Annotated in this window: 22 protein-coding genes; 6 read left to right on the top strand and 16 right to left on the bottom strand. The window is 69.5% G+C overall.

What is annotated here, in order from left to right:
- Positions 1–4: 4 nt before the first annotated feature.
- Positions 5–1243, bottom strand: a complete 1239-nt coding sequence (locus tag OG452_RS32250; RefSeq protein WP_327299074.1) for an FAD-dependent oxidoreductase — start codon at positions 1241–1243, stop codon at positions 5–7.
- 84 nt (positions 1244–1327) lie between these two features.
- Between OG452_RS32250 and OG452_RS32245 the strand changes: the two genes are divergently transcribed.
- Positions 1328–2122: a TetR/AcrR family transcriptional regulator gene (locus OG452_RS32245; RefSeq protein ID WP_327299073.1), complete on the top strand. Its 795-nt coding sequence runs from the start codon at positions 1328–1330 to the stop codon at positions 2120–2122.
- 73 nt (positions 2123–2195) lie between these two features.
- Here OG452_RS32245 and OG452_RS32240 read toward each other — a convergent pair whose 3' ends face one another.
- From OG452_RS32240 to OG452_RS32220, 5 genes are all read right to left on the bottom strand, one after another.
- Entirely contained in the window at positions 2196–3233 is a 1038-nt protein-coding gene (locus OG452_RS32240) for an NUDIX hydrolase (RefSeq protein WP_327299072.1), read from the bottom strand.
- 212 nt (positions 3234–3445) lie between these two features.
- On the bottom strand, positions 3446–4936 hold the full coding sequence (locus OG452_RS32235) for an FG-GAP-like repeat-containing protein (protein ID WP_327299071.1): 1491 nt from the start codon (positions 4934–4936) through the stop codon (positions 3446–3448).
- Positions 4937–5227: 291 nt separating this feature from the next.
- Complete coding sequence (locus OG452_RS32230) at positions 5228–6145, bottom strand: carbohydrate ABC transporter permease (protein ID WP_327299070.1); 918 nt, start codon at positions 6143–6145, stop codon at positions 5228–5230.
- Positions 6142–7056 carry a carbohydrate ABC transporter permease gene (locus tag OG452_RS32225; RefSeq protein WP_327299069.1) on the bottom strand — a complete coding sequence of 305 codons (915 nt, stop codon included), beginning with the start codon at positions 7054–7056 and terminating at the stop codon, positions 6142–6144. Before OG452_RS32225 ends, OG452_RS32230 begins: the two co-directional genes overlap by 4 nt.
- A 22-nt stretch (positions 7057–7078) precedes the next feature.
- On the bottom strand, positions 7079–8368 hold the full coding sequence (locus OG452_RS32220; RefSeq protein ID WP_327299068.1) for an ABC transporter substrate-binding protein: 1290 nt from the start codon (positions 8366–8368) through the stop codon (positions 7079–7081).
- 269 nt (positions 8369–8637) lie between these two features.
- Between OG452_RS32220 and OG452_RS32215 the strand changes: the two genes are divergently transcribed.
- Positions 8638–10668: an NPCBM/NEW2 domain-containing protein gene (locus OG452_RS32215; RefSeq protein WP_327299067.1), complete on the top strand. Its 2031-nt coding sequence runs from the start codon at positions 8638–8640 to the stop codon at positions 10666–10668.
- Here the strand turns inward: OG452_RS32215 and OG452_RS32210 are convergent.
- A complete protein-coding gene (locus OG452_RS32210) occupies positions 10658–11617 on the bottom strand; it encodes an ROK family protein (protein ID WP_327299066.1) in 960 nt (319 codons plus the stop codon). The genes OG452_RS32215 and OG452_RS32210 overlap by 11 nt on opposite strands.
- Before the next feature lie 137 nt (positions 11618–11754).
- On the opposite strand from OG452_RS32210, the gene OG452_RS32205 reads away from it, so the two are divergent.
- The gene (locus tag OG452_RS32205) at positions 11755–12783 is read left to right on the top strand and encodes a LacI family DNA-binding transcriptional regulator (RefSeq protein WP_327299065.1); all 1029 of its coding nucleotides are present in this window, start codon (positions 11755–11757) and stop codon (positions 12781–12783) included.
- 130 nt (positions 12784–12913) lie between these two features.
- Here the strand turns inward: OG452_RS32205 and OG452_RS32200 are convergent, their stop codons facing one another.
- The 5 genes from OG452_RS32200 to OG452_RS32180 form a co-directional block, all read right to left on the bottom strand.
- The gene (locus OG452_RS32200; RefSeq protein WP_327299064.1) at positions 12914–14212 is read right to left on the bottom strand and encodes a DUF6986 family protein; all 1299 of its coding nucleotides are present in this window, start codon (positions 14210–14212) and stop codon (positions 12914–12916) included.
- Positions 14213–14364: 152 nt separating this feature from the next.
- A complete protein-coding gene (locus OG452_RS32195; RefSeq protein ID WP_327293793.1) occupies positions 14365–15327 on the bottom strand; it encodes an electron transfer flavoprotein subunit alpha/FixB family protein in 963 nt (320 codons plus the stop codon).
- 57 nt (positions 15328–15384) lie between these two features.
- Entirely contained in the window at positions 15385–16170 is a 786-nt protein-coding gene (locus OG452_RS32190) for an electron transfer flavoprotein subunit beta/FixA family protein (RefSeq protein ID WP_327299063.1), read from the bottom strand.
- A gap of 200 nt (positions 16171–16370) precedes the next feature.
- Positions 16371–16925 (bottom strand): flavin reductase family protein, encoded by a 555-nt coding sequence (locus tag OG452_RS32185; RefSeq protein ID WP_327299062.1) that lies wholly within the window; start codon positions 16923–16925, stop codon positions 16371–16373.
- A 211-nt stretch (positions 16926–17136) separates the two neighbouring features.
- A complete protein-coding gene (locus tag OG452_RS32180; protein WP_327299061.1) occupies positions 17137–17463 on the bottom strand; it encodes a TlpA family protein disulfide reductase in 327 nt (108 codons plus the stop codon).
- A gap of 361 nt (positions 17464–17824) precedes the next feature.
- Between OG452_RS32180 and OG452_RS32175 the strand changes: the two genes are divergently transcribed.
- Positions 17825–18553 carry a lysophospholipid acyltransferase family protein gene (locus tag OG452_RS32175; protein ID WP_327299060.1) on the top strand — a complete coding sequence of 243 codons (729 nt, stop codon included), beginning with the start codon at positions 17825–17827 and terminating at the stop codon, positions 18551–18553.
- A 180-nt stretch (positions 18554–18733) separates the two neighbouring features.
- Here OG452_RS32175 and OG452_RS32170 read toward each other — a convergent pair whose 3' ends face one another.
- Genes OG452_RS32170 through OG452_RS32160 form a run of 3 tightly spaced genes read right to left on the bottom strand, consistent with a single transcriptional unit; the run spans position 18734 to position 21965 of the window.
- A complete protein-coding gene (locus OG452_RS32170; RefSeq protein WP_405559832.1) occupies positions 18734–19813 on the bottom strand; it encodes a threonine aldolase family protein in 1080 nt (359 codons plus the stop codon).
- The gene (locus tag OG452_RS32165) at positions 19792–20538 is read right to left on the bottom strand and encodes an SDR family NAD(P)-dependent oxidoreductase (RefSeq protein ID WP_327299059.1); all 747 of its coding nucleotides are present in this window, start codon (positions 20536–20538) and stop codon (positions 19792–19794) included. The genes OG452_RS32170 and OG452_RS32165 overlap by 22 nt, the downstream gene beginning before the upstream one ends.
- Before the next feature lie 26 nt (positions 20539–20564).
- Complete coding sequence (locus OG452_RS32160) at positions 20565–21965, bottom strand: DUF6421 family protein (RefSeq protein ID WP_327299058.1); 1401 nt, start codon at positions 21963–21965, stop codon at positions 20565–20567.
- Positions 21966–22363: 398 nt separating this feature from the next.
- Here OG452_RS32160 and OG452_RS32155 point away from each other — a divergent pair, with 398 nt between their 5' ends.
- Positions 22364–23014: a glycerophosphodiester phosphodiesterase gene (locus tag OG452_RS32155; protein WP_327299853.1), complete on the top strand. Its 651-nt coding sequence runs from the start codon at positions 22364–22366 to the stop codon at positions 23012–23014.
- A gap of 34 nt (positions 23015–23048) precedes the next feature.
- On the opposite strand, the gene OG452_RS32150 is transcribed toward OG452_RS32155, so the two are convergent.
- Positions 23049–23630: a GNAT family N-acetyltransferase gene (locus OG452_RS32150; protein WP_327299057.1), complete on the bottom strand. Its 582-nt coding sequence runs from the start codon at positions 23628–23630 to the stop codon at positions 23049–23051.
- Between the two features lie 192 nt (positions 23631–23822).
- Here OG452_RS32150 and OG452_RS32145 point away from each other — a divergent pair, with 192 nt between their 5' ends.
- The gene (locus OG452_RS32145) at positions 23823–24437 is read left to right on the top strand and encodes a DUF5134 domain-containing protein (protein WP_327299056.1); all 615 of its coding nucleotides are present in this window, start codon (positions 23823–23825) and stop codon (positions 24435–24437) included.
- The last annotated feature ends 122 nt before the right edge of the window (positions 24438–24559 follow it).

Genomic DNA, 24559 nt, shown 5'->3' with positions numbered 1-24559 from the left:
AGCACTAGCCGGCCGGCTCCGCCACGGGGCGCCGGGCGAAGACCGGGGCGTGCTCCGGGCGCGGGCCGAACGCGACCAGGCGGGTGGGGAGTTGGCGGAACCCGGGCAGGTACCGGGTGGCCAGGACAATCGAGGTGGGCGGGCCGACTCGGCGGCCGGTGAGGACCGGGGCGAAGAACCCGTCGTGCAGCATCAGCTGTACGCGTTGCATGATCACCGTGGGCCGCCACCGCCGCCGCTGGACCTTTGCCAGGTCGGCGGTGGTCAGCCGGTTCCGGCGCAGTGGTTCGGCGAGCAGCGTGGCTGCCGCGACCGCGTCCTGGATGGCGAGGTTGATCCCCATTCCGCCGGCCGGGGACATCGCGTGGGCGGCGTCGCCGATCAGCAGGAGGCCGTCGGCGTACCAGCGCGGAAGCCGGTTGAGCCGGACGTCGAGCAGGTGGACGTCGTCCATACCCGGCAGCTGGTCGACGCGGTCCGCGTACTGCGGCATCAGGTCGGCGATCCGCGCCCGGAAGCGTTCGGCGCCTTCGGTGCGCAGCCGGGCATCGGATCCCTTCGTGGTGAAGTACGCGATCTGGAAGTAGTCGTTCCTGGTGAGGCTCAGGGCGAACTCGCCGACGCGGAACGCGGCGACCTGCCGGGGCTCCTGGGCCTGCTCCGCGGCATGCCTGGGCAGCCGGAACCACCAGGTGTCGAACGGGACCGGGAACTCCTGCGGCACCAGACCGGCGTCCTGGCGCAGTGCGGAGTGGCGGCCGTCGGCCGCGACGGTGAGGGCGGCGCGGATCTCGCCCTCCTCGCCGCCCTGGGTGCGGTAGCGGACGCCGACGACCTTGCCGCCCTCCCGGATCAGCCCGGTCGCCACGGTATTCATCCGCAGGGTGAACGACGGCTCGCGCCGGGCCTCCTGGGCAAGCAGGTCGAGCAGGTCCCACTGCGGGACCATCGCGATGTAGTTGTACGGCGCCGGCAAGGCCTCGAAGGCGGTCAGCCGCATACGGCCGCCGTCCGACGTGGGCACCACCATGTTGCTGAGCTTGCTCTGCGGCAGCGAGGCGAACTCCCGACCCAGGCCCAGCTCGTCCATCAGTCGCACGGTGGACGCGTGGACGGTGTCACCGCGGAAGTCGCGCAGGAAGTCGCCGTGCTTCTCCAGCACGGTCACCTCGATTCCGCCCCGCGCCAGCAGCAGGCCCAGCATCATGCCTGCCGGTCCGCCCCCGGAGATGACGACGCTCATGGCACTCTCCCCACATTCCGAGTGGAACTCCTATAGAGAGAGTCTTTGGAACGGTGTCAGATGTCAAGTAGTACCATGTTTCACATGCAGGACCATGAGCAGATGCGGGATCTGGTGGCCGCCGCCCTGGCGGCGGGGGAGGCACGCGGCCGGGACGTCGCGGACGTCCCGCTGACAGTGATCGCTGCGGCGGCCGGCGTCTCCCGCAGCACGCTGCTGCGCCGGCTGGGCGGCTCACGGGCCGCGCTGGACGAGGCGGTCCGGCGGGCGGGCGTCGACCCCGGCGGCCGGCGGCCGGTCCGCGAGCGCGCGATCGAGGCGGCGGCGCAGCTCGTCGCCGAGCGGGGCCTCGGCGCGATGACCCTGGACGCCGTCGCGGAGCGGGCCGTGTGCTCGCTTCCCAGCTTGCACACGGTCTTCGACGGCCGCGACGGCCTGCTCGGAGCCGTCTACGAACGCTACGGCCCGCTACCCGGCCTGGAAGCCCTGACCGCCGACCCGCCGGAGCGCCTGGAGGACACGGTGCGGGCGCTCCACCGGGCCGTGATCACGGCGTTCGACCGTGAACCGCGCGTGCTCCCGGCGATCTTCGCGGACCTCTTCAGCCGACCCGACGGGCCCGCCGCGCGAGCGACGCGGGCGTATCTCCCGCGCCTGTTCGACAGCCTCGCCCGGCTCCTGCTGCCGCACGTGGAGACGGGCCGGATACGACCACTGCCGCTCCCGGTCCTGGTCCAACTCCTGCTGGGCCCGATGATCACCCACATCCTCACGCGACCGGTCCTCGAACCCATGGAGAGCCTTGACCTCCCACCCGTGAACGAAGTCTGCGAACTCTTCACCGAGGCATACCTGCGCGCGGTCACACGGCAGGAATAGCGAGGAAGAGGAATACGGGAGCCCGTCCGTACCGGGGCCGCAAGAGGCACTGCGGATGCGGCCGGGGTGCCCGTCAGCCGACCGGTACCCCGGCCTCCAGGTTGAGCACGGCTGAGCGTTCCCGGGCCCGCAGCGCCCAGCACAACCGCTGGTACCGGTTGGGCGGCAGCAGGTGCGCCGCCTCCTGTTCGCTGACGAAGCGCCAGCCGCGCAGCTCGGAGCCGGGCAGCCGCAGCCGCCCGGCTTCGGTGCTGTCGAGGCGGCCGCCGTCGAAGAGGAACCGCAGACCGCCGTAGCCCGGTGGCTTCGGCGGCTCCCAGTCGACCACCAGGAGTCTGGGCGCCTGCCCGAGGTGTATCCCTATCTCCTCGGCCACCTCCCGGATACCGGCCTGCGCCGGGGCCTCGCCGCTCTCGACCACCCCGCCGGGGAACTCCCAGCCCGGCTTGTACGTCGGGTCGACGAGCAGCACCCTGTCCTGCTCGTCGAAGAGGAGGACGCCGGCGGCGAGCGTCTCGGCGGCCGGCTCCGGGGTCTGGACGATCTCGCAGGCCCCGGCGGCCCCGGAGCGCAGCGCCTCGGCGATCCGCTCCGCGGTCTCGGCGGGGCTCAGCGCGCTGTTGTCGACGGTGTGGGCGTCAGCGGTGAGCCAGCCGAGCGCCGCCCGGTACGGCTCGATGTGCTCGTAGGACCACTGCCGGACGCGTTCGCTGCCCTCCGGGTCGTCGGGCAGCTCCACTCGCCCGGCGATCCGTTCCCGCAGGATCGTTTCCTCAGTTGCCAGCAGCACATGACAGACCGGTATCCGGCGGGAGGCGAGCCCGCCGAAGATCTCGTCGCGGTACTCCTGTCTCAGCAGCGTCATCGGCACCACGAGCACCCCGCCGACCTCGGCGAGGAGCGCGGCCGCCGTGTCGGCCACCATGCGCCGCCAGACCGGCAGGTCCTGGAAGTCGTTCACCTCGGCCAGTCTCTTCTGCGGCAGCAGGTTACGCAGCGCCCCGCCGAGCACCTCGGGGTCGTAGAAGGTGCTGTTCGGGATCAGATCGATCAGTTCCCGCGCGGTGCTGGTCTTGCCCGCACTGAACGCACCGTTGATCCAGACGATCACGGTTCCCCCTCTTCCCGGCCTGGGCCCCAGTGGTTTGCCCGCAACACCTTGCCACGGAAACCCGGTTGGGCGGCATGGTGCGTCGGACGGGCGATTCGCCGTACGGGCCGTGCGCGGGCCCCCGGGTGCGCAGCGCCCCGTGCACCGGACAGCAGGGATGCCCAGGGCGGGGCCCTGGGCATCCTGTGTCAGCGGCTGGTGCTGCCTAAGGGTCAGCGGTTGAAGGACGATCCCAGCCGGGCGTTCGCCGGGTCCGTACCGAGCGTGCCGGAGCCGAAGGTCATCGAACCGGTGGCGGTCGTGCCGGCGGTGCTGCCCGGCAGAACCCAGACGGATCCGGCGTTGCCGTTCTCGCCGGGCGAGCCGACCACGAGTTCGGCCCGGCCGTCGGCGTTGGCGTCCATCAGCGACGTCGCCCCGCCGAAGGCGTCCTTGGCCTCAGCGACGCCCTCGATGCCCGCCGTGTCCTGAGTGAAGCCCTTCGACCCGGTGGCGGTGGGTCCGGTCGCGCTGCCGCGCAGCACGATGACCTGGCCGGCCTGCGCCTTGGTGCCGAGGGCCTCACCGGGTACGCCGATCGCGATGTCGCCGTAACCGTCACCGTCGGTGTCGGCGACGGAGACCGCCTCGCCGAACCTGTCGCCCACCTCGGACGCCCCGGGGACGCCCGCGCTGTCCTGGCTGAAGGCCTTGGCCTTGGTGCCCTGGGGCCCGGACGCGCCACCGGGGATGTACATGATCATGCCGCCTTTGGCGAGCGGCAGGTCGACATCGCTGTCGTAACCCTCGACCGGACGGCCGACAACGATGTCGGCATAGCCGTCATGGTTCACATCACCCGTGGTGACGTGCTCGCCGCCCTGGACCCGGTTGCCCTTCGCGTCCTCGACGATCTTCGGCGCTGCGAAGCCGTTCGCCGTCCCGGGCAGGAAGCGCACCCGGCGGGCGTCGTACTCGTCACCGTCGTGGACCGTGCCGACCAGGTCGGTGATGCCGTCGCCCGTGATGTCGCCCGCGGCGATGTCGAGGTACCGGGTGTCCTCGGTGTCACGGACGACCGACGTGCTCTTCGCCGATCCGTCCCGCTTGAAGGGGCCGGAGAACACGCGCAGGTGCTGGTTGCCCGCGACGGTCACCACGTCCTGGCCGCCGTCGCCGTTGAAGTCGCCGACGGCCAGCTTGTCGCCGATGTCTCCGGTGTCGGTGTCCCCCTTGGCCAGCACCGCACCGCCCGAGAGGCCGGAGGGGCTCCCCCAGAGCACGGTGAGCGTGCCGAGCTTCCCGACGCCCGCTTCCTCCTTCGCGGCGCCGACGACGAGATCCGTGTAGCCGTCGCCGTCGAGGTCGGCGGAGGCGATGGCGCTGCCGAACGCGTCGCCGGACTCGGCCGGGCCCGGGACGCCTGCGGTGTTCTGGCTGATGACCTGCTTGGAGGCCTTGTTCACGCCGGACTTGGAGCCGTACATCACACCGACGTATCCGGCGCCCAGCTTGCCGCCGACGGTGGCCGACGGCGCGGTGAAGGCGGTGTCGGCATATCCGTCACCGTTGAAGTCGGCCTTCTTGACGGCTCCGGCGGCCGGTGCGGACTGCGCCGCCCGTATGGACGACGGGGACGCGGCTTGGGCTGCGGGCGCGGCGACAGCGGCGGAAACCACTGCTACGGCGATGGCCACACCTGCGCCCAGGGCTCGGGAATGCACACGAACTCCGATCTCTTGAAAACTGCTTCCCCTCCCCTGACACACAAGAGCGGGCAATGGTTGCACCCGCCAAGACTTTGCCGGAACATTCCGGTCCGCAGAGGCCGGTTTGACCCTGACCCGACGTCAGGGACCACGCTGGACACCGATCCGTTCCCACGCCGGGAGGGTCGCCGTACGGAAGGCGGTCGTCACATGGCGTACTCGGCGGACGGCCGCGGGCTTCGTACGCCAAGGTGACGCCGCCCGCTCCGGCGGCGCCCCTTCTCCGTAACCTCCGCTATCGGAGGCTCACTTGGTGGATCCGAGAGTCAGCCCGGCGATGAAGTGCCGCTGCAGAAGCAGGAACACCACAAGCGTCGGCAGGGCCACGATCACCGAACCCGCGGCGAGCAGGTTGTAGTCCGTGAAGAATTCTCCCCGCAGGTTGTTCAGTGCCGAGGTGATCGGCAGCTTGTCCCCGTCGGACATGAAGACCAGTGCCCACAGGAAGTCGTTGTACATCCAGGTGAACTCGAGGGTGCACAGCGCCGCGATGGCGGGGCGGCACAGCGGCAGGGTGATCCGCCAGAACTGGGTCCACACCCCCGCGCCGTCGACGATCGCCGCCTCCAGGATCTCCTGCGGCAGCGTCCGCATGAAGTTCGCGAGGACGAAGACGCAGAAGCCGATCTGGAAGCCGATCTGGACCAGGATGACCGCCCAGTACGAGTCGAACATGGTCATCGAGTCGGACATCCAGTAGGGCAGCGGGATGCGGTTGAACACGACGTACAGCGGGGTGACGATGACCTGCTGCGGCAGCAGGTTGCCCGCGGTGAACAGCATCAGCAGGACGATGCCGCCGCGCATCCTCAGCCGGGACACGGCGAAGGCCACGAACGACGCGAGGAAGAGCGTGACGATGACCCCGGGCACGGCGATGATCAGGGTGTTGACGAAGTATTTCGTCATCCCCGAGTCGCTGAACGCCTCTTTGTAGTAGTGGAAGGACAGATGCCGCGGCAGGGAGAAGTAACCGTACCTGGAGGTCTCCTCGTACGGCCTGAACGAGGCGTAGACCGCGAGAAGCAGGGGCGCGAGGAAGGCGATCGAGACGCCCATCAGGAAGACGTGCACGCCGATACGGCCGGGCCGCGGCCCTTTTCGGCGGACGGCGGGCGCGGACGCCGGGACCGCGGTGGGCGGCGGCGCGGTGTCGACGGTCATCGGGACTTCTCTCCTCGGATCTCCTGCACCAGATACGTCACGACGAAGCCCATGGAGACCGCCAGCAGCACCACGGCGATGGCCGAGCCGAAGCCGATCCTGCTCGCCTCGCCGATGATGTTGTCGGTGACGAGCACCGAGAGCACTTCCAGGCCGTTGCGGCCGTGGTTGACCGCGTAGACGATGTCGAAGGCACGCAGGGACTCGATGACGGTGATGACACCGACGATGACGTTGACCGGCCGCAGGGTCGGGAAGACGACCCGGAAGAAGGTCTGCGCCTCGCTCGCGCCGTCGATGGCCGCCGCCTCCTTGAGCGAGGGGTCCACGGCCTTCAGCCCGGCCAGATAGAGGATCATCACGTATCCGGTGTGCCGCCAGGCGGCGGCGAGCAGGATCATCCAGATGTTGAGCTTCGGGTCGCCGAGCCAGTCGGTGGGGTTCTTGGTGTTGCCGATGAGGGCGTTGAGCACACCCTGGTCGCGGGAGAAGACCAGCTGGGCGATGAAGCCGACGACGGCGAGCGAGAGCACCACCGGCATGTAGAGCGTCGACTGGTAGAAGCGGCTGAAGCGCACGCCCCGGTCGATCAGTACCGCGAGCAGCAGCCCGAACGGCACCGAGACGAGGCCGAGAAAACCGAGCCACAGCAGGTTGTGCCGGACCGCGGGCCAGAAGGGCGGGTAGTTGGTGAAGAGGTTCGCGTAGTTCTGCGTGCCCACCCACTTGATGGCTCCGACGCCGTCCCAGCTGGTGAAGGAGAGCACGACGGAAGCGAGGGTCGGTCCCCACACGATGGCGATGTCGAGCAGGACGGGTATGCCCAGCAGCAGCCCGAGAACGACGAGGTCGCGCCGCGTGAAGCGGCGGCGGCCTCGTCGTGCGGAGCGCCGCGCGGTGTTGAGCGCCACGGTCTGAACTCCAGGGGGCTGTTCACTCGGAAGCGAAGATGGTCTTCTTCTGCCGCTCGATGTCGTTGCACAGTCCGTCGACATCGTTCGGGGTGGAGAGGAACTTCTGGATGGCCGGGATCATCACCGTCGACGCGAAGTCCGGCCGGGTGTCACGGTCCATGAACTGCGAGATCTGCTTCGCCCCGGCGATCAGCTGGGCGGACTTCTTCTGCAGCGCGGTGTACTTCGACAGGTCGGCCCCGCTGTTGACGGCGATGTTGTTGGGATCACCTGCCAGATAGATGTCCTCGGCCCTGGGCGTGGCCAGCCACTTGAGCAGGTCCTTGGCGCTCTCCATGGACTTCTTGTTCTTGAGTTCCTTGGACTTCTTCGCCAGCAGGAACCCGTCGATGGGCGCCTCGACGGCGTCCTGGCCATGCTCTGGGTTGATCTCGGGGAAGGGGAAGAAGTCGATGTCGGACCGCTCGGCTGCGGGGAACTGCTGGCCCGGGTGGGGCATCCCGAGGACCACCATGCCGATCTCGCGCTTCTGGAGGCTCTGTCCGGTCTCCTGCCAGGTACGGCCGTTGGCGCTCGGCTGGCAGTACGGGAGGAGGCGCCGCCAGGTGTCGAAGACGTCCTTGACCCGCTTGTCGGTCCACGCCTCCTCGCCCGCCATCAGGGACTTGTGGAAGTCGTAACCGTTGGTACGCATGTTGATGTAGTCGAAGGTGCCCATCGCGGGCCACCCGTCCTTGTCGCAGGAGCCGATGGGGACGAGCTTGTCCTTCTTCATCTGCTTGGCGAGTGCGATGTACTCGTCGAGCGTTTTCGGGGCCTGGTAGCCGTGCTTGGCGAAGACGCTCTTCCGGTGGAAGACCGCCCAAGGGTAGTAATAGTAAGGCGTGAAGTACTGCTTTCCGTCCGCCCCCGTCGACTGGGCCTTGAGCGCGGGAGTGAAGCCCTTGTAGTCCTGCCAGAGGTCGCTGATGTCGTACAGCAGGCCCTTCTTGGCGAAGTACTGCATTCGGTTTCCCGCGAACCACATGAAGACCTCGTCCGGGTCGCTCTGCAGATAGCGGTTGATGTTCTCCTGGAAGCTGTTGTGGTCAACGGTGTTGACCTTGATCTTCCGCCCCCCGGACTGCTTCTCATATGCGGCGAACGCGTCCGCGAAAGCTTTCTTCGGTACCGCGTCCGAGGAGTTCGACCCCAGTTTGATGTTCTTGGGGTCACCTCCGGGGCCGCTGCTGCATGCGGTCAGGAGCGCAGGCAGCGCCACAGCGCCGGCACCGACTGCCGCGCCACGCAGAAGATTCCGACGGGACATCCGATGTCCAGCCACACTTCCGGGCACGACTGAACCGTTGTACGAAGACTGCGCCATGTCCCCCTCCTCCAAGGGTGAAACCCAACACAACCGAACGCGAGGATTGGATCTCACTCCCAAGTGACTTGCCAGTCAAGGGTTTAAGCGAGATATCGAGCAACCGTTACCGCCGCCTCTTCCAACAGACTCCAACAAGCCCTACCGTAAACGCTCGTCATGACGCGTACATGAAGACATCCGATCACGGGTACCTACGGAGGAACGTAACGATGCGTCACCTTCCCCCCATTCACTCCCGTCCCATACGTCGAAGAATCCTCGGAGCACTGGTCACCGCGCTGCTCTGCGCCGGCGGACTCGCCGCACCCGCCGCGGCGGACAGCGCGCCGGACACTGTGACGCCGAAGGCCGACAACGGCCTGGCGCTCACACCTCCGATGGGTTTCAACAACTGGAACTCCACGCACTGCCGCGCGGACTTCAACGAGGCGATGGTCGAGGGCATCGCCGACATCTTCGTGGACAAGGGCCTCAAGGCCGCCGGATACCAGTATGTGAACCTCGACGACTGCTGGGCGCTCCCCCAGCGGAACGCCGACGGGAAACTGGTGCCCGATCCGGTGCGCTTCCCCAACGGCATCAAGGCGGTTGCCGACTACGTCCACGCCAAGGGGCTCAAGCTCGGCATCTACACGAGCGCGGGCACCAGGACGTGCGACACCACCGGGCTGCCCGGAGCGCTGGGCCACGAGGTCAGCGACGCCCGGCAGTTCGCCGACTGGGGCGTCGACTACCTCAAGTACGACAACTGCAACAACCAGGGCGTGGACGCCGTACAGCGCTACACGGCCATGCGGGACGCACTCGCCGCCACCGGCCGCCCGATCGTCTACAGCATCTGCGAATGGGGCTCCAACAAACCCTGGGAGTGGGCCGGTGACATCGGGAACCTCTGGCGTACGACCGGTGACATCAGCGACAACTGGTCCTCGATGCTGTCGATCATCAAGCAGAACCTCCCACTCGCCGCGGCCGCCGGGCCCGGGCACTGGAACGACCCGGACATGCTGGAGGTCGGCAACGGCGGGATGACCGCCACCGAGTACCGCACGCACTTCTCGATGTGGTCGGTCATGGCGGCGCCGCTGCTGATCGGCACGGATCTGCGCAAGGCGTCCGACGAGACCTACGGCATCGTGACCAACAAGGAGGTCATCGCCGTCGACCAGGACCCGCTCGGCAAGCAGGGCACCGTGCTCTCGTCCGATGGCGGGCGCTGGGTGGTCGCCAAGGAGATGAGGGACGGCAGCCGCGCCGTGGCGCTCTTCAACGAGTCGGACAGCCCGCAGCGCATCTCCACGACGGCGGCCGCGGCCGGTCTGCCGAAGGCCGCCGCGTACACCGAACGGGACCTGTGGCAGCACCGGACGTACAGCACCGCGGGGACCCTCTCGGCCACCGTGCCCGCGCACGGCACGGTGCTGCTGCGCGTCGCCTCCGACCGCGAGTGGGCCAAGTACCCGCCGGCCGTCGACACCGGCATCAGCGGCCCGCTGCTGGCCGAAGCCGGCAAGGTCATCGGGGTGACCACAACGGTCACCGATCTGGGCAGCCTCCCGGCGCTCCGGGTGAGCGCCTCGCTGACCGGGCCGGCCGGCTGGACCGTGAAGGCCGTCTCCGGGGCTTCAGCGCCCGCCGTGCCGGCCGGGGAGTCGCTGCGCACCTCCTGGCAGCTCACCGCTCCCCCGGGGACGCCTGCGGGCGCGTACGGCCTGGAGCTGACTTCGGCTTACCACTCACCGGGCGGTGAACACGTCAGCTCGGGGCAGTCCGTCCCGGTCCACGTCGTCGTGGCCCCGCCGCCGGGGAGCCCGTACCTCAGCGATCTGCCGGCGGTTTCGTCCGCCAACGGCTGGGGCCCGGTGGAGAAGGACACCAGCAACGGCGAGCAACAACCGGGCGACGGAAAGCCGATCACCATCGGCGGGACCGTGTACGCCAAGGGGCTCGGGGTGCACGCGCCGAGCGCCGTCGAGTACTACACGGGCGGTGCCTGCTCCAGGGTGAGCGCCCAGGTGGGGGTCGACGACGAGAAGGGCGCCGAGGGAACGGTCACCTTCGAGATCTGGGCCGACGGCAGGAAGGCCGCGTCGACCGGCGTCCTGACCAACGCCATGCCGGCGCAGCCGCTCTCGGCCGATGTGAGCGGCGCGCGGACGGTACGTCTGGTGGTCACCGACGGCGGGGACGGGAACGACTCGGACCATGCCGACTGGGCCGGAGCACGGCTCAGCTGCTGACGCCTGCTGCCGCCCCGTCCGGTTCGCCGAGCGAGGCGGCAGCCGCCGCCCCGACCAGACCCGCGTCATTGCCCATGAGAGCGGGAGCCACCTTCAGCTGCTGCACGAAGGAGAGCGTGGCGTAGTCCCGCAGCGCGCGGCGCAGCGGCACGAAGAGGACATCGCCCGCACCCGCCACTCCCCCGCCGATCACCGCGATGTCGATCTCGACCAGGGTCGCGGTGGCGGCGATCCCGGCGGCGAGCGCCTGGGCCGCGCGCTCGAACGACGCGACGGCTGTGCTGTCGCCCGCCCGCGCAGAGGCGGCCACCGCTGCGGCTGTGACGTCGCCGTCCGGCCCGGGGCGCCAGCCGCCCGCCAGCGCCCGGCGGGCGATGTTCGGGCCGCTGGCGATGCGCTCGACGCAGCCGCGTGAACCGCACGGGCAGGCGTCCCCGTCCAGATCGACACTGATGTGGCCGATGTGCCCGGCGTTGCCGCTGGGGCCCGGCCGCAGGATACCGCCCAGAACCAGTCCGCCGCCGACGCCCGTGGAGACGACCATGCACAGCGCGTTGTCGTACCCGCGGGCCGCGCCCTGCCAGTGTTCGGCCGCGGTCATCGCGACACCGTCACCGACGAGCGTGACGGGCAGACCGCCCACCGCACCGCGGACCCGGTCGACCAGCGGGTAGTCGCGCCAGCCGGGCACGTTGACCGGGCTGACGGTGCCTGCCGACGCGTCCACGGGCCCGGCGCTGCCGATCCCGACAGCGGTCGCGCGCTCCCACCGGGGATCGGCCGCCAGCCCGTCGAGCACCTCCTTGACGGCGCCCATCACCGTGTCGCCGTCCTCCTTGGCGGGCGTCGGTGCCTGCGCGCGTACGAGAATCCGCCCCCCGCCGTCCACCAGCGCGCCGGCGATCTTTGTGCCGCCGATGTCCAGCGCGGCTACGAGGTGGTTGTGCATTGCTGTCGGATCTCCAGGTGGCAAGGGGTGATGAGGAGTGTAAGTGGCCAGTCTCCATTCCCCTGACAACGTTGTCCAGGCCCTATGCTCGACACGCATCTCTCACCGCACGCCAGCCGACGACAGGACAGCGCACCGTGGACCGGACCGCCAGCCACTCCGAGCCCCGCTACGGCAACCGGCCGACGATGAAGGACGTCGCCGCGCGTGCCGGAGTCGGCCTCAAGACAGTGTCGCGGGTGGTGAACGGCGAGGCGGGCGTCACGCCCGACACCGAGCGCCGGGTGCAGGAGGCCATCGAGGCCCTCGGGTTCCGCCGTAACGACAGCGCGCGTGTGCTGCGCAAGGGCCGCACCGCGAGCATCGGGCTGGTCCTGGAGGACCTCGCCGACCCCTTCTACGGTCCGTTGAACCGAGCCGTGGAGGAGGTGGCCCGCGCCCACGGCGCGCTGCTCATCAACGGTTCCAGCGCCGAGGACCCCGAGCGGGAACAGGAGCTGGTCCTCGCGCTCTGCGCCCGCCGGGTGGACGGGCTGATCGTGATCCCGGCCGGGGACGACCACCGTTATCTGGAGCCGGAGATCGCCGCCGGGGTCGCCACCGTCTTCGTGGACCGTCCCGCCGGGAAGATCGACGCGGACATGGTGTTCTCGGACAACTTCGGCGGCGCCCGCGACGGCGTCGCCCATCTGATCGCGGGGGGCCACCGCAGGATCGGCTTCGTCGGTGACCAGCCGCGCATCCACACGGCCACCGAGCGGCTGCGCGGCTACCACGCGGCGATGGCGGACGGCGGTCTCCAGGTGAACGACGCCTGGGTCTCGCTCGGTGTCACGGAGGCCGAACGGGTGCGTACCGCGGTGGAGACGCTGCTGGACGGGGACTCCCCGGTCACCGCGATCTTCGCGGGCAACAACCGGGTGACGGTGACCGCGGTGCGCGTCCTGGCCGAGCGGGAGCAGCAGGTGGCCCTGGTCGGGTTCGACGACATCGAGCTGGCCGATCTGCTGGGGATCACGGTGATCGCGCAGGACTCGGCTGCCCTGGGGCGTACGGCGGCGGAGACGCTCTTCCGCAGGCTGGACGGCGCGGACGACGCACCCGCGCAGAAGGTGCTGCCGACCCGGCTCATCGCGCGCGGCTCGGGCGAGATCCCGCCCGCGTAGCGGCGCGCAGGCACGGCACAGCGCTGCCCCCGCCGGTTGTCCTGGCGGGGGCAGCGCTGTCCGGGCGGCACGGCAAGGTCAACCGGGGTCCGGCCGATGCGCGAGCCGGGATGCTGCAGGGCGGTACTGATCAGGGGGCGGTGATGGTCAGGTCCGCACGCCGCGGTCCCGAGAAGCCCTCCATGTCGGCGCGGGTCAGACCGGTGAGCCGGGTGACCTCGGCGCCGTCGAGTGCGCCGCAGTCGAGGCCACGCAGCAGATATCCGCTGAGGGCCTTGGCGGTCGCCGGCTCGTCCATGACGTCACCGCCGGCCTTGGCCACGTACGCGGCGAGGCGGGCGGCGGCCGGTTCAAGGCCCTCCCGGTAGAAGGCGAAGACGGCAGCGTAGCGGGTCGGCAGGTGCGCCGGGTGCATGTCCCAGCCCTGGTAGTAGGCGCGGGCCAGCGCACGGCGTGTCAGGCCGTAGTGGAGCCGCCAGGCCTCGTGCACGTGCTCGGTCGAACCGATCGGCAGGACGTTCGTCGAGCCGTCCGAAACGCGTACGCCGGTGCCCGCAGCCGCCACCTGCATGACGGCCTTCGCGTGGTCGGCCGCCGGATGGTCGCTGGCCTGGTGGGCGGCGCTGACGCCGAGGCAGGCGCTGTAGTCGAAGGTGCCGTAGTGCAGTCCGGTGGCCCGGCCCTCAGCGGCGCCGATCATCCTGGCCACGGCCGCGGTGCCGTCAGTGGCGAGGATGGACTGGCTGGTCTCGATCTGGATCTCGAAGCCGATCCGGCCAGCCGGCAGGCTGTGTGTCTTCTCGAAGGCTTCGAGGAGCCGAACGAAGGCGGTGACCTGCTCGGGGTAGGTCACCTTGGGAAGGGTCAGGACGAGCCCCTCGGGCAGCCCGCCCGCCTGCATCAGACCGGTGAGGAAGATATCGGTGGTGCGGATGCCGCGGTCGCGGACCGCCGCCTCCATGCACTTCATCCTGATGCCCATGTACGGAGCGGCCGTGCCGTTCGCGAAGGCCTCGGAGACCAGCCGGGCGGCGCGGGCCGCGGCCTCGTCCTCCTCGGCGTCGGGGCGGGGACCGTAGCCGTCCTCGAAGTCGATACGCAGGTCCTCGACGGGCTCGCGCTCCAGCTTCGCCCGCACCCTGTCGTGGACGGCCGTCGCCAGGTCCTCGTTGATGCCGAGGACCCCGGCGAAGGAGGCGGCGTCGGGGGCATGTGTGTCGAGGGCGGCCAGCGCCTGGTCGCCCCAGGAGCGGATGGTGCCCGCGTCGAATGCGTCACCGGGGACGTACACGGTGTGGACGGGCTGGCGGGTGCCCGGGTCCCCCGGGTAGCGGCTCGCCAGCTCCTCGTCGACCGCGACCAGGGAAGCGCTGATGTCCTCGCTGACCGCGCCGGCGAGGCTCGTTGCCACCTTCTCCTGCTGACCCATCCTGCACCCTCCTATTTTCCGCTTCACGGAATCAACAATCCGCATAGCGAAGTTAACGGGCGGTCATGACCTGCGTCAATGGTTGGCCGAAACAGCAGGGGGCCGCGCGGCGAAAGTCGCCGCGCGGCCCCCTGGCGCTGAGAAGAGGCTGGTCAGCCCTTTCGGGTGGTGATCTCTTCGGTGAGCTGCGGGACGACCTGGAAGAGGTCGCCGACGATGCCGTAGTCGACGAGGTCGAAGATCGGGGCCTCGGCGTCCTTGTTCACGGCCACGATGGTCTTCGAGGTCTGCATACCGGCGCGGTGCTGGATCGCGCCGGAGATCCCGTTGGCGATGTACAGCTGCGGGGACACACTCTTACCGGTCTGCCCGACCTGGTTGGAGTGCGGGTACCAGCCCGCGTCGACCGCGGCACGCGAGGCACCGACAGCCGCACCGAGCGAGTCGGCGAGCGCCTCGATGATGTGGAAGTTCTCCGCACCGTTGACCCCACGCCCACCGGAGACCACGATCGCGGCCTCGGTCAGCTCCGGGCGCCCCGTCGACTCCCGCGCCGTACGCGAGACAACCTTGGTGCCGGTGGCGCTCTCACCGAAGGACACCGGCAGTGCCTCGACGGTGCCCGCGGCCGGGGAGGCCTCGACCGGTGCCGAGTTCGGCTTGACCGTGATCACCGGAGTACCCCGCGAGACACGGGACTTGGTCGTGAACGAGGCGGCGAACGCCGACTGCGTGGCGACCGGACCCTCCTCGCCGGCCTCCAGGTCGGTGGCGTCGGTGATGATGCCGGAGCCGATACGCACCGCGAGACGCGCGGCGATCTCCTTGCCCTCGGCAGAGGACGGGACCAGCACCGCGACAGGCGAGACCGCCCCGTACGCGGCCTGCAGCGCATCCACCTTCGGAACAACAAGGTAGTCCGCGAACTCGGGAGCATCAGCGGTCAGGACCTTCACCGCACCGTGCTCGGCGAGCGCGGCCGCGGTGTCGGCGGCGCCGGCGCCCAGCGCGACAGCGACCGGGTCACCGATCCGGCGCGCCAGCGTCAGAAGCTCCAGAGTGGGCTTACGGACCACACCATCGAGGTGATCGACATAGACAAGAACTTCAGCCATGGAATTGCTCTCCTGCGAATGCGAAGAATCTGGGGGCGATTGAGAGGCTCGGAGGCCTCAGATGAACTTCTGGCCCGCGAGGAACTCTGCGAGCTGCTTGCCGCCCTCACCCTCGTCCTTGACGATCGTGCCGGCGGTGCGGGCCGGACGCTGAGCCGCGGAGTCGACCCTGGTCCACGCGCCCTCCAGACCGACGGTGGCCGCTTCGAGGCCCAGGTCCTCCAGGTCCAGGGCCTCCACCGGCTTCTTCTTCGCGGCCATGATGCCCTTGAACGACGGGTAACGCGCCTCACCCGACTGGTCCGTCACCGACACCACCGCCGGCAGCGAAGCCTCCAACTGCTCACTCGCAGCGTCGCCGTCACGGCGGCCCCTGACCGTCGTGCCATCGACCGACACCTCCGACAACAGCGTCACCTGCGGAACACCCAGCCGCTCCGCCAGCAGCGCCGGGAGCACACCCATCGTGCCGTCCGTCGACGCCATACCGCAGACCACCAGGTCATACCCGGTCTTCTCGATCGCCTTCGCGAGCACCAGCGACGTACCCATCACATCACTGCCGTGCAGAGCATCGTCCTCGACATGAACCGCCTTGTCCGCACCCATCGACAACGCCTTGCGCAACGCGTCCTTCGCATCCTCAGGACCAACCGTCAGCACAGTGATCTCCGCGTCGTCAGCCCCGTCCGCGATCTGGAGCGCCTGCTCCACCGCGTACTCGTCGAGCTCCGACAGCAGCCCGTCGACATCCTCACGGTCCAGCGTCAGGTCATCGGCGAAATGCCGGTCACCAGTGGCATCGGGCACGTACTTCACACAGACAACGATCCTCAAGCTCACGCCGGCTCTCCTACTGCATCGTCTTTTCCGGGCTGCCTTGTTGCTCGCAGCATAGGCGCCTGATGGGGCGATTTCCGCCTGGGGGTTCCGACGCCCCCACCGAAATATTACTCGCCAGTACATCCAGAATGTACCCAGTAAGCAAGCGCTTTGAACTGTGACGTGAGCAACGCTCCGTAGCCGGAAAACCGGGGAGCTTCTCAGTCCCGCAGCGCGTTGAAGCGCCCCTGGTGGTAGAGCAGCGGGCGCCCTGCCCCCGCCGGATCACCGGTGACGACCTCGGCGATCACGATGCGGTGATCCCCGGCGGGAACCCGCGCCACCACCCGGCAGACCAGCCAGGCCAGTACGCCGTCCAGCAGCGGCACACCCTCGGGGCCGCTACGCCAGCCGGTGGGCGCGGCGAACCGGTCGGCTCCGCTGCGCGCGAAGGTGGCGGCCAGCTCCTGCTGGTGCTCGCCGAGTATGTGGACCCCGACGTGTTCGGCCCGGGCCACCACCGGCCAGCTCGACGAGCCCGTCGCGACACCGAAGGAGATCAGCGGCGGCTCGGCGGCGACGGAGTTGACCGAGGTGGCGGTGAAGCCCACCGGCCGCTCACCAGCCGCGGTGACCACTGCGACGCCGGCCGCGTGGCGGCGGAAGACCGAGCGGAGCAGTGCGGGGGCGGTGAGCGGGTCGGCAACGGAATCGGTGGAAGCCGCCGGGGCACTCCGCGCCGCGGGCGTCCTCGATGCTGATGTGCGGGTCGTCATGCAGGTGTCCTTCTCCGGTGTGAGCGAACGGGGCCGGGCATGTTCAGACACCCGGACAGCCCGTGCCGGCGTTCCGGGCGAGGTCCACAGGGACCCGGCGAGGGAGGCACCGGCCGTCAGGAGAAGAGAGCTGCGACATAGCGTCAGATTGACGATTCAAGGGACGCCCCGTCAAGGGCCTTCCGGAATGTGGGAGATCACTCACTGTGAGTCAGACCGCCTGCCCCAGGGCGGCGATGACGTCGGCCTTGCGTGGCTGCCCGGACGCCCGGCGGACGATCCGGCCCTGCGCGTCGAGCACCAGCACCGTGGGGGTCCTGAGGATGCCCAGCTCCCGTACGAGTCCGAGCCGGGCTTCGGCGTCCAGCTCGACATGGGTGACACCGTCGACCATGCCGGCCACCTCCCGCAGCGTCCGCCAGGTGGCCCGGCAGGGCCGGCAGAAGGCACTGGAGAACTGGACGAGCGTCGCCCGCTCCCCCAGCTCCTCGCCCAACTCCGCGGCCCCGATCCGCCTTTCGCCGCCCTGCTCGTGCACGTCGCACTCCGTTCCTCCGCCGCCGTACCGGCCGGAAGCCGTACGGTTCCACAGCCGCCCGCCCGGCCGCGCATACCGCCGACCACGGAAGCTGCGGCCTCCGTCCGGGTGCAGCGCTCCCGCTGCCAGGATGATTCCCGGAGCTCTGCCCGAGGCGCGCGGGTCGCGCCTAGCGGTGTAGGCGCTGCTCAGGAGCGGTGCTGGCGGTTTACGCACGACGTGACGAGGATCTCGCGGTCCCGCGTCACCAGGGGTGGCTACTCTGGTCGGCATGGGGCACGATCTGCCCCATGCCGCAAACCTACGGCAGCGTAACTTCCGCCGGGGGGCACGTCCCCGGGCACAGAAGGGTCTTCTCCAGATGGCAGAACTCGTCTATCGACCGGTCATCGGCGCTGCTCGGGGGCTCTTCAAGGCGCTCGACCTCAAGATCGATACACAGGGTTCCGAGAACATCCCCCGCTCCGGCGGAGCCGTACTCGTCAGCAACCACATCGGCTATCTGGACTTCATCTTCAACGGTCTGGCCGCACTCCCGCAGAAGCGCCTGGTGCGCTTCATGGCCAAGGAGTCGGTCTTCCGCCACAAGATCTCCGGGCCGCTGATGCGCGGCATGAAGCACATCCCAGTGGACCGCAAGCAGGGCGAGGCCGCCTACCGCCACGCCCTCACGGCCCTGCGTTCCGGCGAGATCATCGGCGTCTTCCCCGAGGCCACCATCTCGGAGTCCTTCACGCTCAAGAGCTTCAAGTCCGGCGCCGCGCGGCTGGCCCAGGACGCGGGCGTGCCGCTGATCCCCATCGCGCTGTGGGGGACCCAGCGGCTGTGGACCAAGGGCAGGCCGCGCAACCTCAAGCGCAGCCACATCCCGGTGACGGTCCGAGTCGGCGAGCCCATGGAGGCGCCCGCCGACGAGTACGCGGGAGCGATCACCCGCAGGGTCCGCGACCGTATGCAGGAGCTGCTGGAAGCGGCGCAGCGCGCCTATCCGGTACGCCCGAAGAACGCGGCGGACACCTGGTGGATCCCGGCCCATCTCGGCGGCACGGCACCGACACCCGCGCAGGTACGCGAAGCGGGAGCCGGCTGACACCGGGTCGCCGACACCGGGACCGGCCCGGCCCGCAGGACGGCCCGCCCGGCCTGGCACGGTGGACCATGAACACACGAGGTGCGACCGACCGGAATCAATCACTTTCCGGTAGGTCGCACCTTTACGCCTCTACGCGTCCGCTTTACGCCCCCGCGGATCGGCTCGACGGGGATCGGTTCAGCGGGCCAGCTCTTCCTTCAGCGCCAGCAGGAAGCCGTCCACGTCTTCCTCCGTGGTGTCGAAGGAGCACATCCAGCGGACATCGCCGGCCGGCTCGTCCCAGAAGTAGAAGCGGTAGCGCTTCTGCAGCCGCTCGCTGACGTCGTGCGGCAGCCGCGCGAACACCGCGTTGGCCTGGACGTCGTGCAGGATCTCGACCCCGTCCGTCTGGCGCACCCCCGCGGCGAGGCGCTGGGCCATGGTGTTGGCGTGGCGGGCGTTGCGCAGCCACAGGTCGCCGGTGAGCAGCGCCTCCAGCTGCACCGACACGAAGCGCATCTTGGACGCCAGCTGCATCGACATCTTCCGCACATGCTTCATGTGCCGCACGGCGTCCGGGTTGAGCACCACGACGGCCTCGCCGAAGAGCGCGCCGTTCTTCGTGCCGCCGAAGGAGAGGATGTCCACGCCCACCGCGTTGGTGAAGGCGCGCATCGGTACGTCGAGCGATGCCGCGGCGTTGGCTATCCGGGCCCCGTCGAGATGCACCTTCATCCCGTAGCCGTGGGCGTGCTCGCAGATGGCCCGGATCTCATCGGGTGTGTAGACCGTGCCGAGTTCGGTGTTCTGGGTGATCGAGACGACCTGCGGCATCGCCCGGTGCTCGTCGTCCCAGCCGAACGCCTGACGGTCGATCAGCTCAGGGGTGAGCTTGCCGTCGGGCGTGGGTACGGTGAGGAGTTTCAGCCCGGCGACCCGCTCGGGGGCGCCGCCCTCGTCCACGTTGATGTGGGCCGTCTCGGCCGCGACGACGGCGCCCCACCGGTCAGTGAGCGCCTGCAGCGCGACGACGTTGGCCCCGGTGCCGTTGAAGACCGGGAACACCTCGGCGCTCTGGCCGAAGTGGCTGTGGATCAGCCGCTGGAGGTGGTCGGTGTAGGCGTCCTCGCCGTACGCGATCTGATGCCCGCCGTTGGCGACGGCGAGCGCGGCCAGGACCTCCGGGTGCGCACCCGCGTAGTTGTCACTGGCGAACCCACGGATCTGCGGGTCGTGGTGGCGTACGGCATCGGTCCTCACGGGGCGGGTGTCAGCCACAGGCGCTTTCCGTTCACATCTCCGGCGGGCTGGTCCCAGACACCTGCGATGGCCTCGGCCAGCTGCGCGACGTCGGTGAAGCCCGAGAACTTCGCATTGGGACGCTCGGCACGCATTGCGTCGTGTACCAGAGCCTTGATCACCAGGACGGCTGCGGCCGTCCGGGGACCGTCCTCGCCACCCGCCTTACGGAAGGCGTCGCCGAGCGCCAGCGTCCAGGCCTCGGCCGCCGCCTTCGCCGCCGCGTATGCGGCATTGCCCGCGGTGGGCTTGGACGCACCGGCCGCGCTGATCAGCACGTACCGGCCGCGGTCGCTGCGCAGCAGCGCGTCGTGGAACGCCAGCGAGGTGTGCTGCACCGTTCGGATGAGCAGCTTCTCCAGCAGGTTCCAGTCGGCGATGCCGGTCTCGGAGAAGGTGGGGCTGCCGCGCCAGCCGCCCACCAAGTGCACCAGACCGTCGATACGGCCGAATTCGGCCTCCGTACGGTCGGCCCAAGCCCGCGTGGCCTCCAGATCCAGCAGATCGACCGTCTCTCCGGTGACGGTGGCGCCGCCGTGCGCGTAGCGCGCCGCGTCCACCGCCTCGGCGAGCCGGGCGACGTCGGAGTCGGCGCCGACCACTACCGCCCCGGCCTCGGCCAGCCTCAGCAACGCCGCGCGGCCCGCCGGGCCCGCCGCCCCGGCCACCGCCACCACGGCTCCGTCAAGCGATCCCTTGCTCATCGTCTCCGCCTCCTGCCCGCGGGCCCTCACGCCGCTTCCCGCTCGTGGGTGCCCGCCGCGGTGATGCCCTTTGTCGAGGCGACCACACTCTTCAGCTTCTTGGCGAGGGCCTCATAGAACATGCTGAGCGGAAACTCGTCCGCAAGCACTTCATCCACAAGTTTACGCGGCGGCTGGCTCAGATCCAGGGCGTCCGGACCCTTGGCCCAGCGCGACCCCGGGTGCGGGGCGAGATAGCGGGAGACCAGGTCGTAGGCGGCGAACCAGTGGACGAGCTTGGGGCGGTCGATACCGGCCCGGTACAGGTCCTCGATCTCCGCGCAGAGCTGGTTGGTGACCTGCGGGGCGCGCTCCCAGTCGATCTTCAGGGTGCTGTCGGTCCAGCGCACCACGTCGTGCTGGTGCAGATAGGCGAAGAGCAGCTGGCCGCCGAGTCCGTCGTAGTTGCGCACACGCTCGCCGGTCACGGGGAAGCGGAACATCCGGTCGAAGAGCACGGCGTACTGGACGTCTCGGCCCTGCCCGAAGCCATCGGCCTCAAGACGCACGGCCTCCCGGAAGGCGGTGAGGTCGCAGCGCAGCTCTTCGAGGCCGTACATCCAGAACGGCTGGCGCTGCTTGATCATGAAAGGGTCGAACGGCAGGTCGCCGTGGCTGTGGGTGCGGTCGTGGACCATGTCCCACAGCACGAAAGCCTGCTGGCAGCGCTCCTGGTCGGAGACCATCTCCTGGATGTCCTCGGGCAGTTCGAGCCGCAGGACCTTCACCGCGGCCTCCGTGACCGCCCGGAAGCGTGCCGCCTCGCGGTCGCAGAAGATGCCGCCCCAGGTGAAGCGGTCGGGGGCCTCGCGTACGGCGATGGTCTCCGGGAAGAGCACCGCGGAGTTGGTGTCGTAACCGGACGTGAAGTCCTCGAAGGTGATGCCGCAGAACAGCGGGTTGTCGTAGCGGGTGGCTTCCAGCTCGGAGAGCCAGTCCGGCCAGACCATGCGCAGCACGACAGCTTCGAGATTGCGGTCCGGGTTGCCGTTCTGCGTGTACATCGCGAAGACGACCAGGTGCTGGAGTCCGTCGGCGCGCAGGTCGGCCGGGTGGAAGGCGAGCAGCGAGTCCAGGAAGTCCGGGACGTCGAATCCGCCGGCGGCCCACTTGCGGAGGTCGGCGACGAGCGCCCGGTGGTACGCGGCGTCGTGCGGCAGGAGTGGGGAGAGCTCCTCGACAGCGTCCGTCACCCGCGCGATCGCGGCGTCGACGGCGGTACGGGACGGGGCTCCCTCGGCCTCGAAGTCGATGGAACCGTCCTTCGACTGCCAGGGCCTGATCTCCTCGACGGCGTTCTTGAGGACGGGCCAGGCCGGGTGCTCAACCACCCGCCGGGCGCCGGATATACCGCCGCCGACTGCGTCCGGCACAAGAATTTTCGTCATGTCACTTCCTCCACAGCAGAAATTGCCGTCAACCCGCCGGGACACCGTATCCGTGTTCGGAACACTCGTTCAAGGCCGCATACAGTAGATTGTCCCGCTGAACCCCCTTGATCGCAGCGAATCTTCCTGCCATCGCCCCCGAGTGAAACCGCTTCCGCCCCACTGGGCCCGGAAAAACCGCACTTCGGCAAATTCATGGTCCGGTCCGGTCCGACGGCCGGAAATCCGCCCGCCGACCGGAAACGCGGGCACTTGGCGGCATCGCGGGAGCCGGGACAGTGACGGATCCGGAACGTTAGGCTGCGGCTCTGCCAGCTGGGTAGCAATGCCACGCGAGAGCCGCCGTCGACGGAAGCGAGAGAACCTTGAGTCTCCTCATCATCGGACATCGCGGGGTCATGGGCGTCGAGCCGGAGAACACCCTGCGGTCCTTCCGCCACGCGGAACAGGCGGGTATGGACGCCATCGAGCTCGACCTGCATCTGAGCAAGGACGGCTCACTCGTCGTCATGCACGACACGGACGTGGACCGCACGACGAACGGCAAGGGAGCCATCGCCGACCGGACGCTCGCCGAGCTGCGTGAGCTCGACGCCGGCCAGGGCGAGCGGATCCCGGTCTTCGAAGAGGTGCTGGACGCGGTCCGCTCCCCGATTCAGGCCGAGATCAAGGACGCCGCCGCCGCGCGGGCGCTCGCCGAGGTGATGCTCCGGCGCGACCTGGCCGGACGGGTCGAGGTCTCGTCGTTCCACGACGAGGCGGTGCGCGAGATCGCCGCACTCGTGCCGGGCGTACGGACGGTGCTCATCGCGAGCCGCTGGGGCCCGGACATCGTGGCCCGCGCGAAGGCCGTCGGCGCCGCGACAGTGGCGCTGAACATCCGCAGGCTGACCCTGGAGACCGTCGAGAAGGCTCACGCGGAAGGCCTGAAGGTGCTCGGCTGGGTGGTGAACACTCAGGACCATCTGCGGCTGGTCCGGGCGCTGGACCTGGACGGTGCGACCACCGACTACCCGGAGATCCGGCGCACCGGGCGGTTCACGGCCTGACCGCCGTGCACGGGCGGTCACGGCCTGACCGCTGCTACTCCGTTCCCGCATACTCCGTTCCCGCGCCGGGGATCTCAGCCGGGAGCAGCTTGACCAGCAGCTCGAACTGGAGGTCGTCGCGGAGCGGGATGCCGAAGCGCTCGTCGCCGTATGGGAAGGGGAACATCCTCCCCGTACGGCGGTAGCCGCGCCGCTCGTACCAGGCGATGAGGTCGTCCCGTACCGAGATGACCGTCATATGCATCTCATCGGCGCCCCACTCCGTGGACACCCGGCGTTCGGCCTCCGCGATGATCCGCTTGCCGAGCCCCGCGCCCTGCAGAGCCGGACTCACCGCGAACATGCCGAAGTAGGCCGCGTGGCCGCGCCGCTCCAACTGGCAGCAGGCGACCGGCTCACCGTCGCGCTCCACCACCATCAGCCGGCTGGCGGGCGCGGCGATGACTGCGCGCACCCCGTCCGGGTCGGTGCGCCGGCCGTCCAGGATGTCCGCCTCCGTGGTCCAGCCGGTGCGGCTGGTGTCGCCGCGGTAGGCCGACTCGATCAAGGTGACGAGCGCCGGTACGTCGGTCTCTGCCGCGTCCCTGAAAGTGATCCGGTCGGGGGCGGTGTCCATGGGGTGATATCTCCCGTCGAAGGCGGATCCGGCCGGTCCGGACCTGTCCGGACGGTGCTGCACAGACAGTAACGCGCCTGCGACGCGCTCCCCCGTGCCCCCCTGCGCTCGCGTGCGCTCCGCCCGGCAGGGGCATCGATGCGTCGAGGGGGACGCCCGGACGGGCTGACGCGTCGAACGGGGAGGTATGCCGTGCACGGATCAGCGATGGCCGGCTGGCTGCTGATGGCACTGAGCGCGACGAGCGGGGCCTACTGCCTGCTGCGGATGCGCAGTACGTCGCAGCAGGCACGGACGGCTGCGGGGAGCGACGCGGTGATGGGGTTCGGTATGGCGGCGATGGCTCTGCCCGCGGCGGTGGCCGCTCTCCCGGAGTGGGGGTGGACGGCGCTCACCGCGGTCTTCGCTGCGGGCGGCCTCCGGGCGCTGTGGCAGCTCCGCACGAGCGCTCACCATCTGCACCATCTGGTCGGCTCGCTCGCCATGGTCTACATGGCGCTCACGATGACGCCCGGGGCAACGGGGATGGCGATGGGCGGAGCGCACGGCGGAACCATGGATCACATGTCGCACTCGGCAGGCGGGGTTCCGCTGCTCACCGGAGCGCTGCTTGTCTACTACGCCGTGTACGTCCTGCGCGCGGGCGCGACCCTGGTCCCCGCGACGGCGGTGGCCGGAGCCGCGCCGGGTGGTGCGGCGGGTGGCGGATCCGGCGGCGTCATCGGCTGGGGGGCCCGTCCGGAGCTGGCGCTCGCCTGCCGGCTGGCCATGGGAACGGCCATGTTCGCGATGCTGCTGACGATCTGACCCCGCTCGCCCGCGACGTCCGGCCGGAGCGGACCTGGCGCGGTCAACGGCCGCCCCGCCCACGGTTCTTCGCACTGTCCGGCGAAAAATTCTTCCCCCTTTCCGGCGGAACCCGACCGTGT

It is taken from the genome of Streptomyces sp. NBC_01197, from assembly GCF_036010505.1.
Taxonomy (GTDB): domain Bacteria; phylum Actinomycetota; class Actinomycetes; order Streptomycetales; family Streptomycetaceae; genus Streptomyces.
Note: the sequence above shows the minus strand (reverse complement) of the source record. Positions and strands in the feature narration are given on the sequence as shown.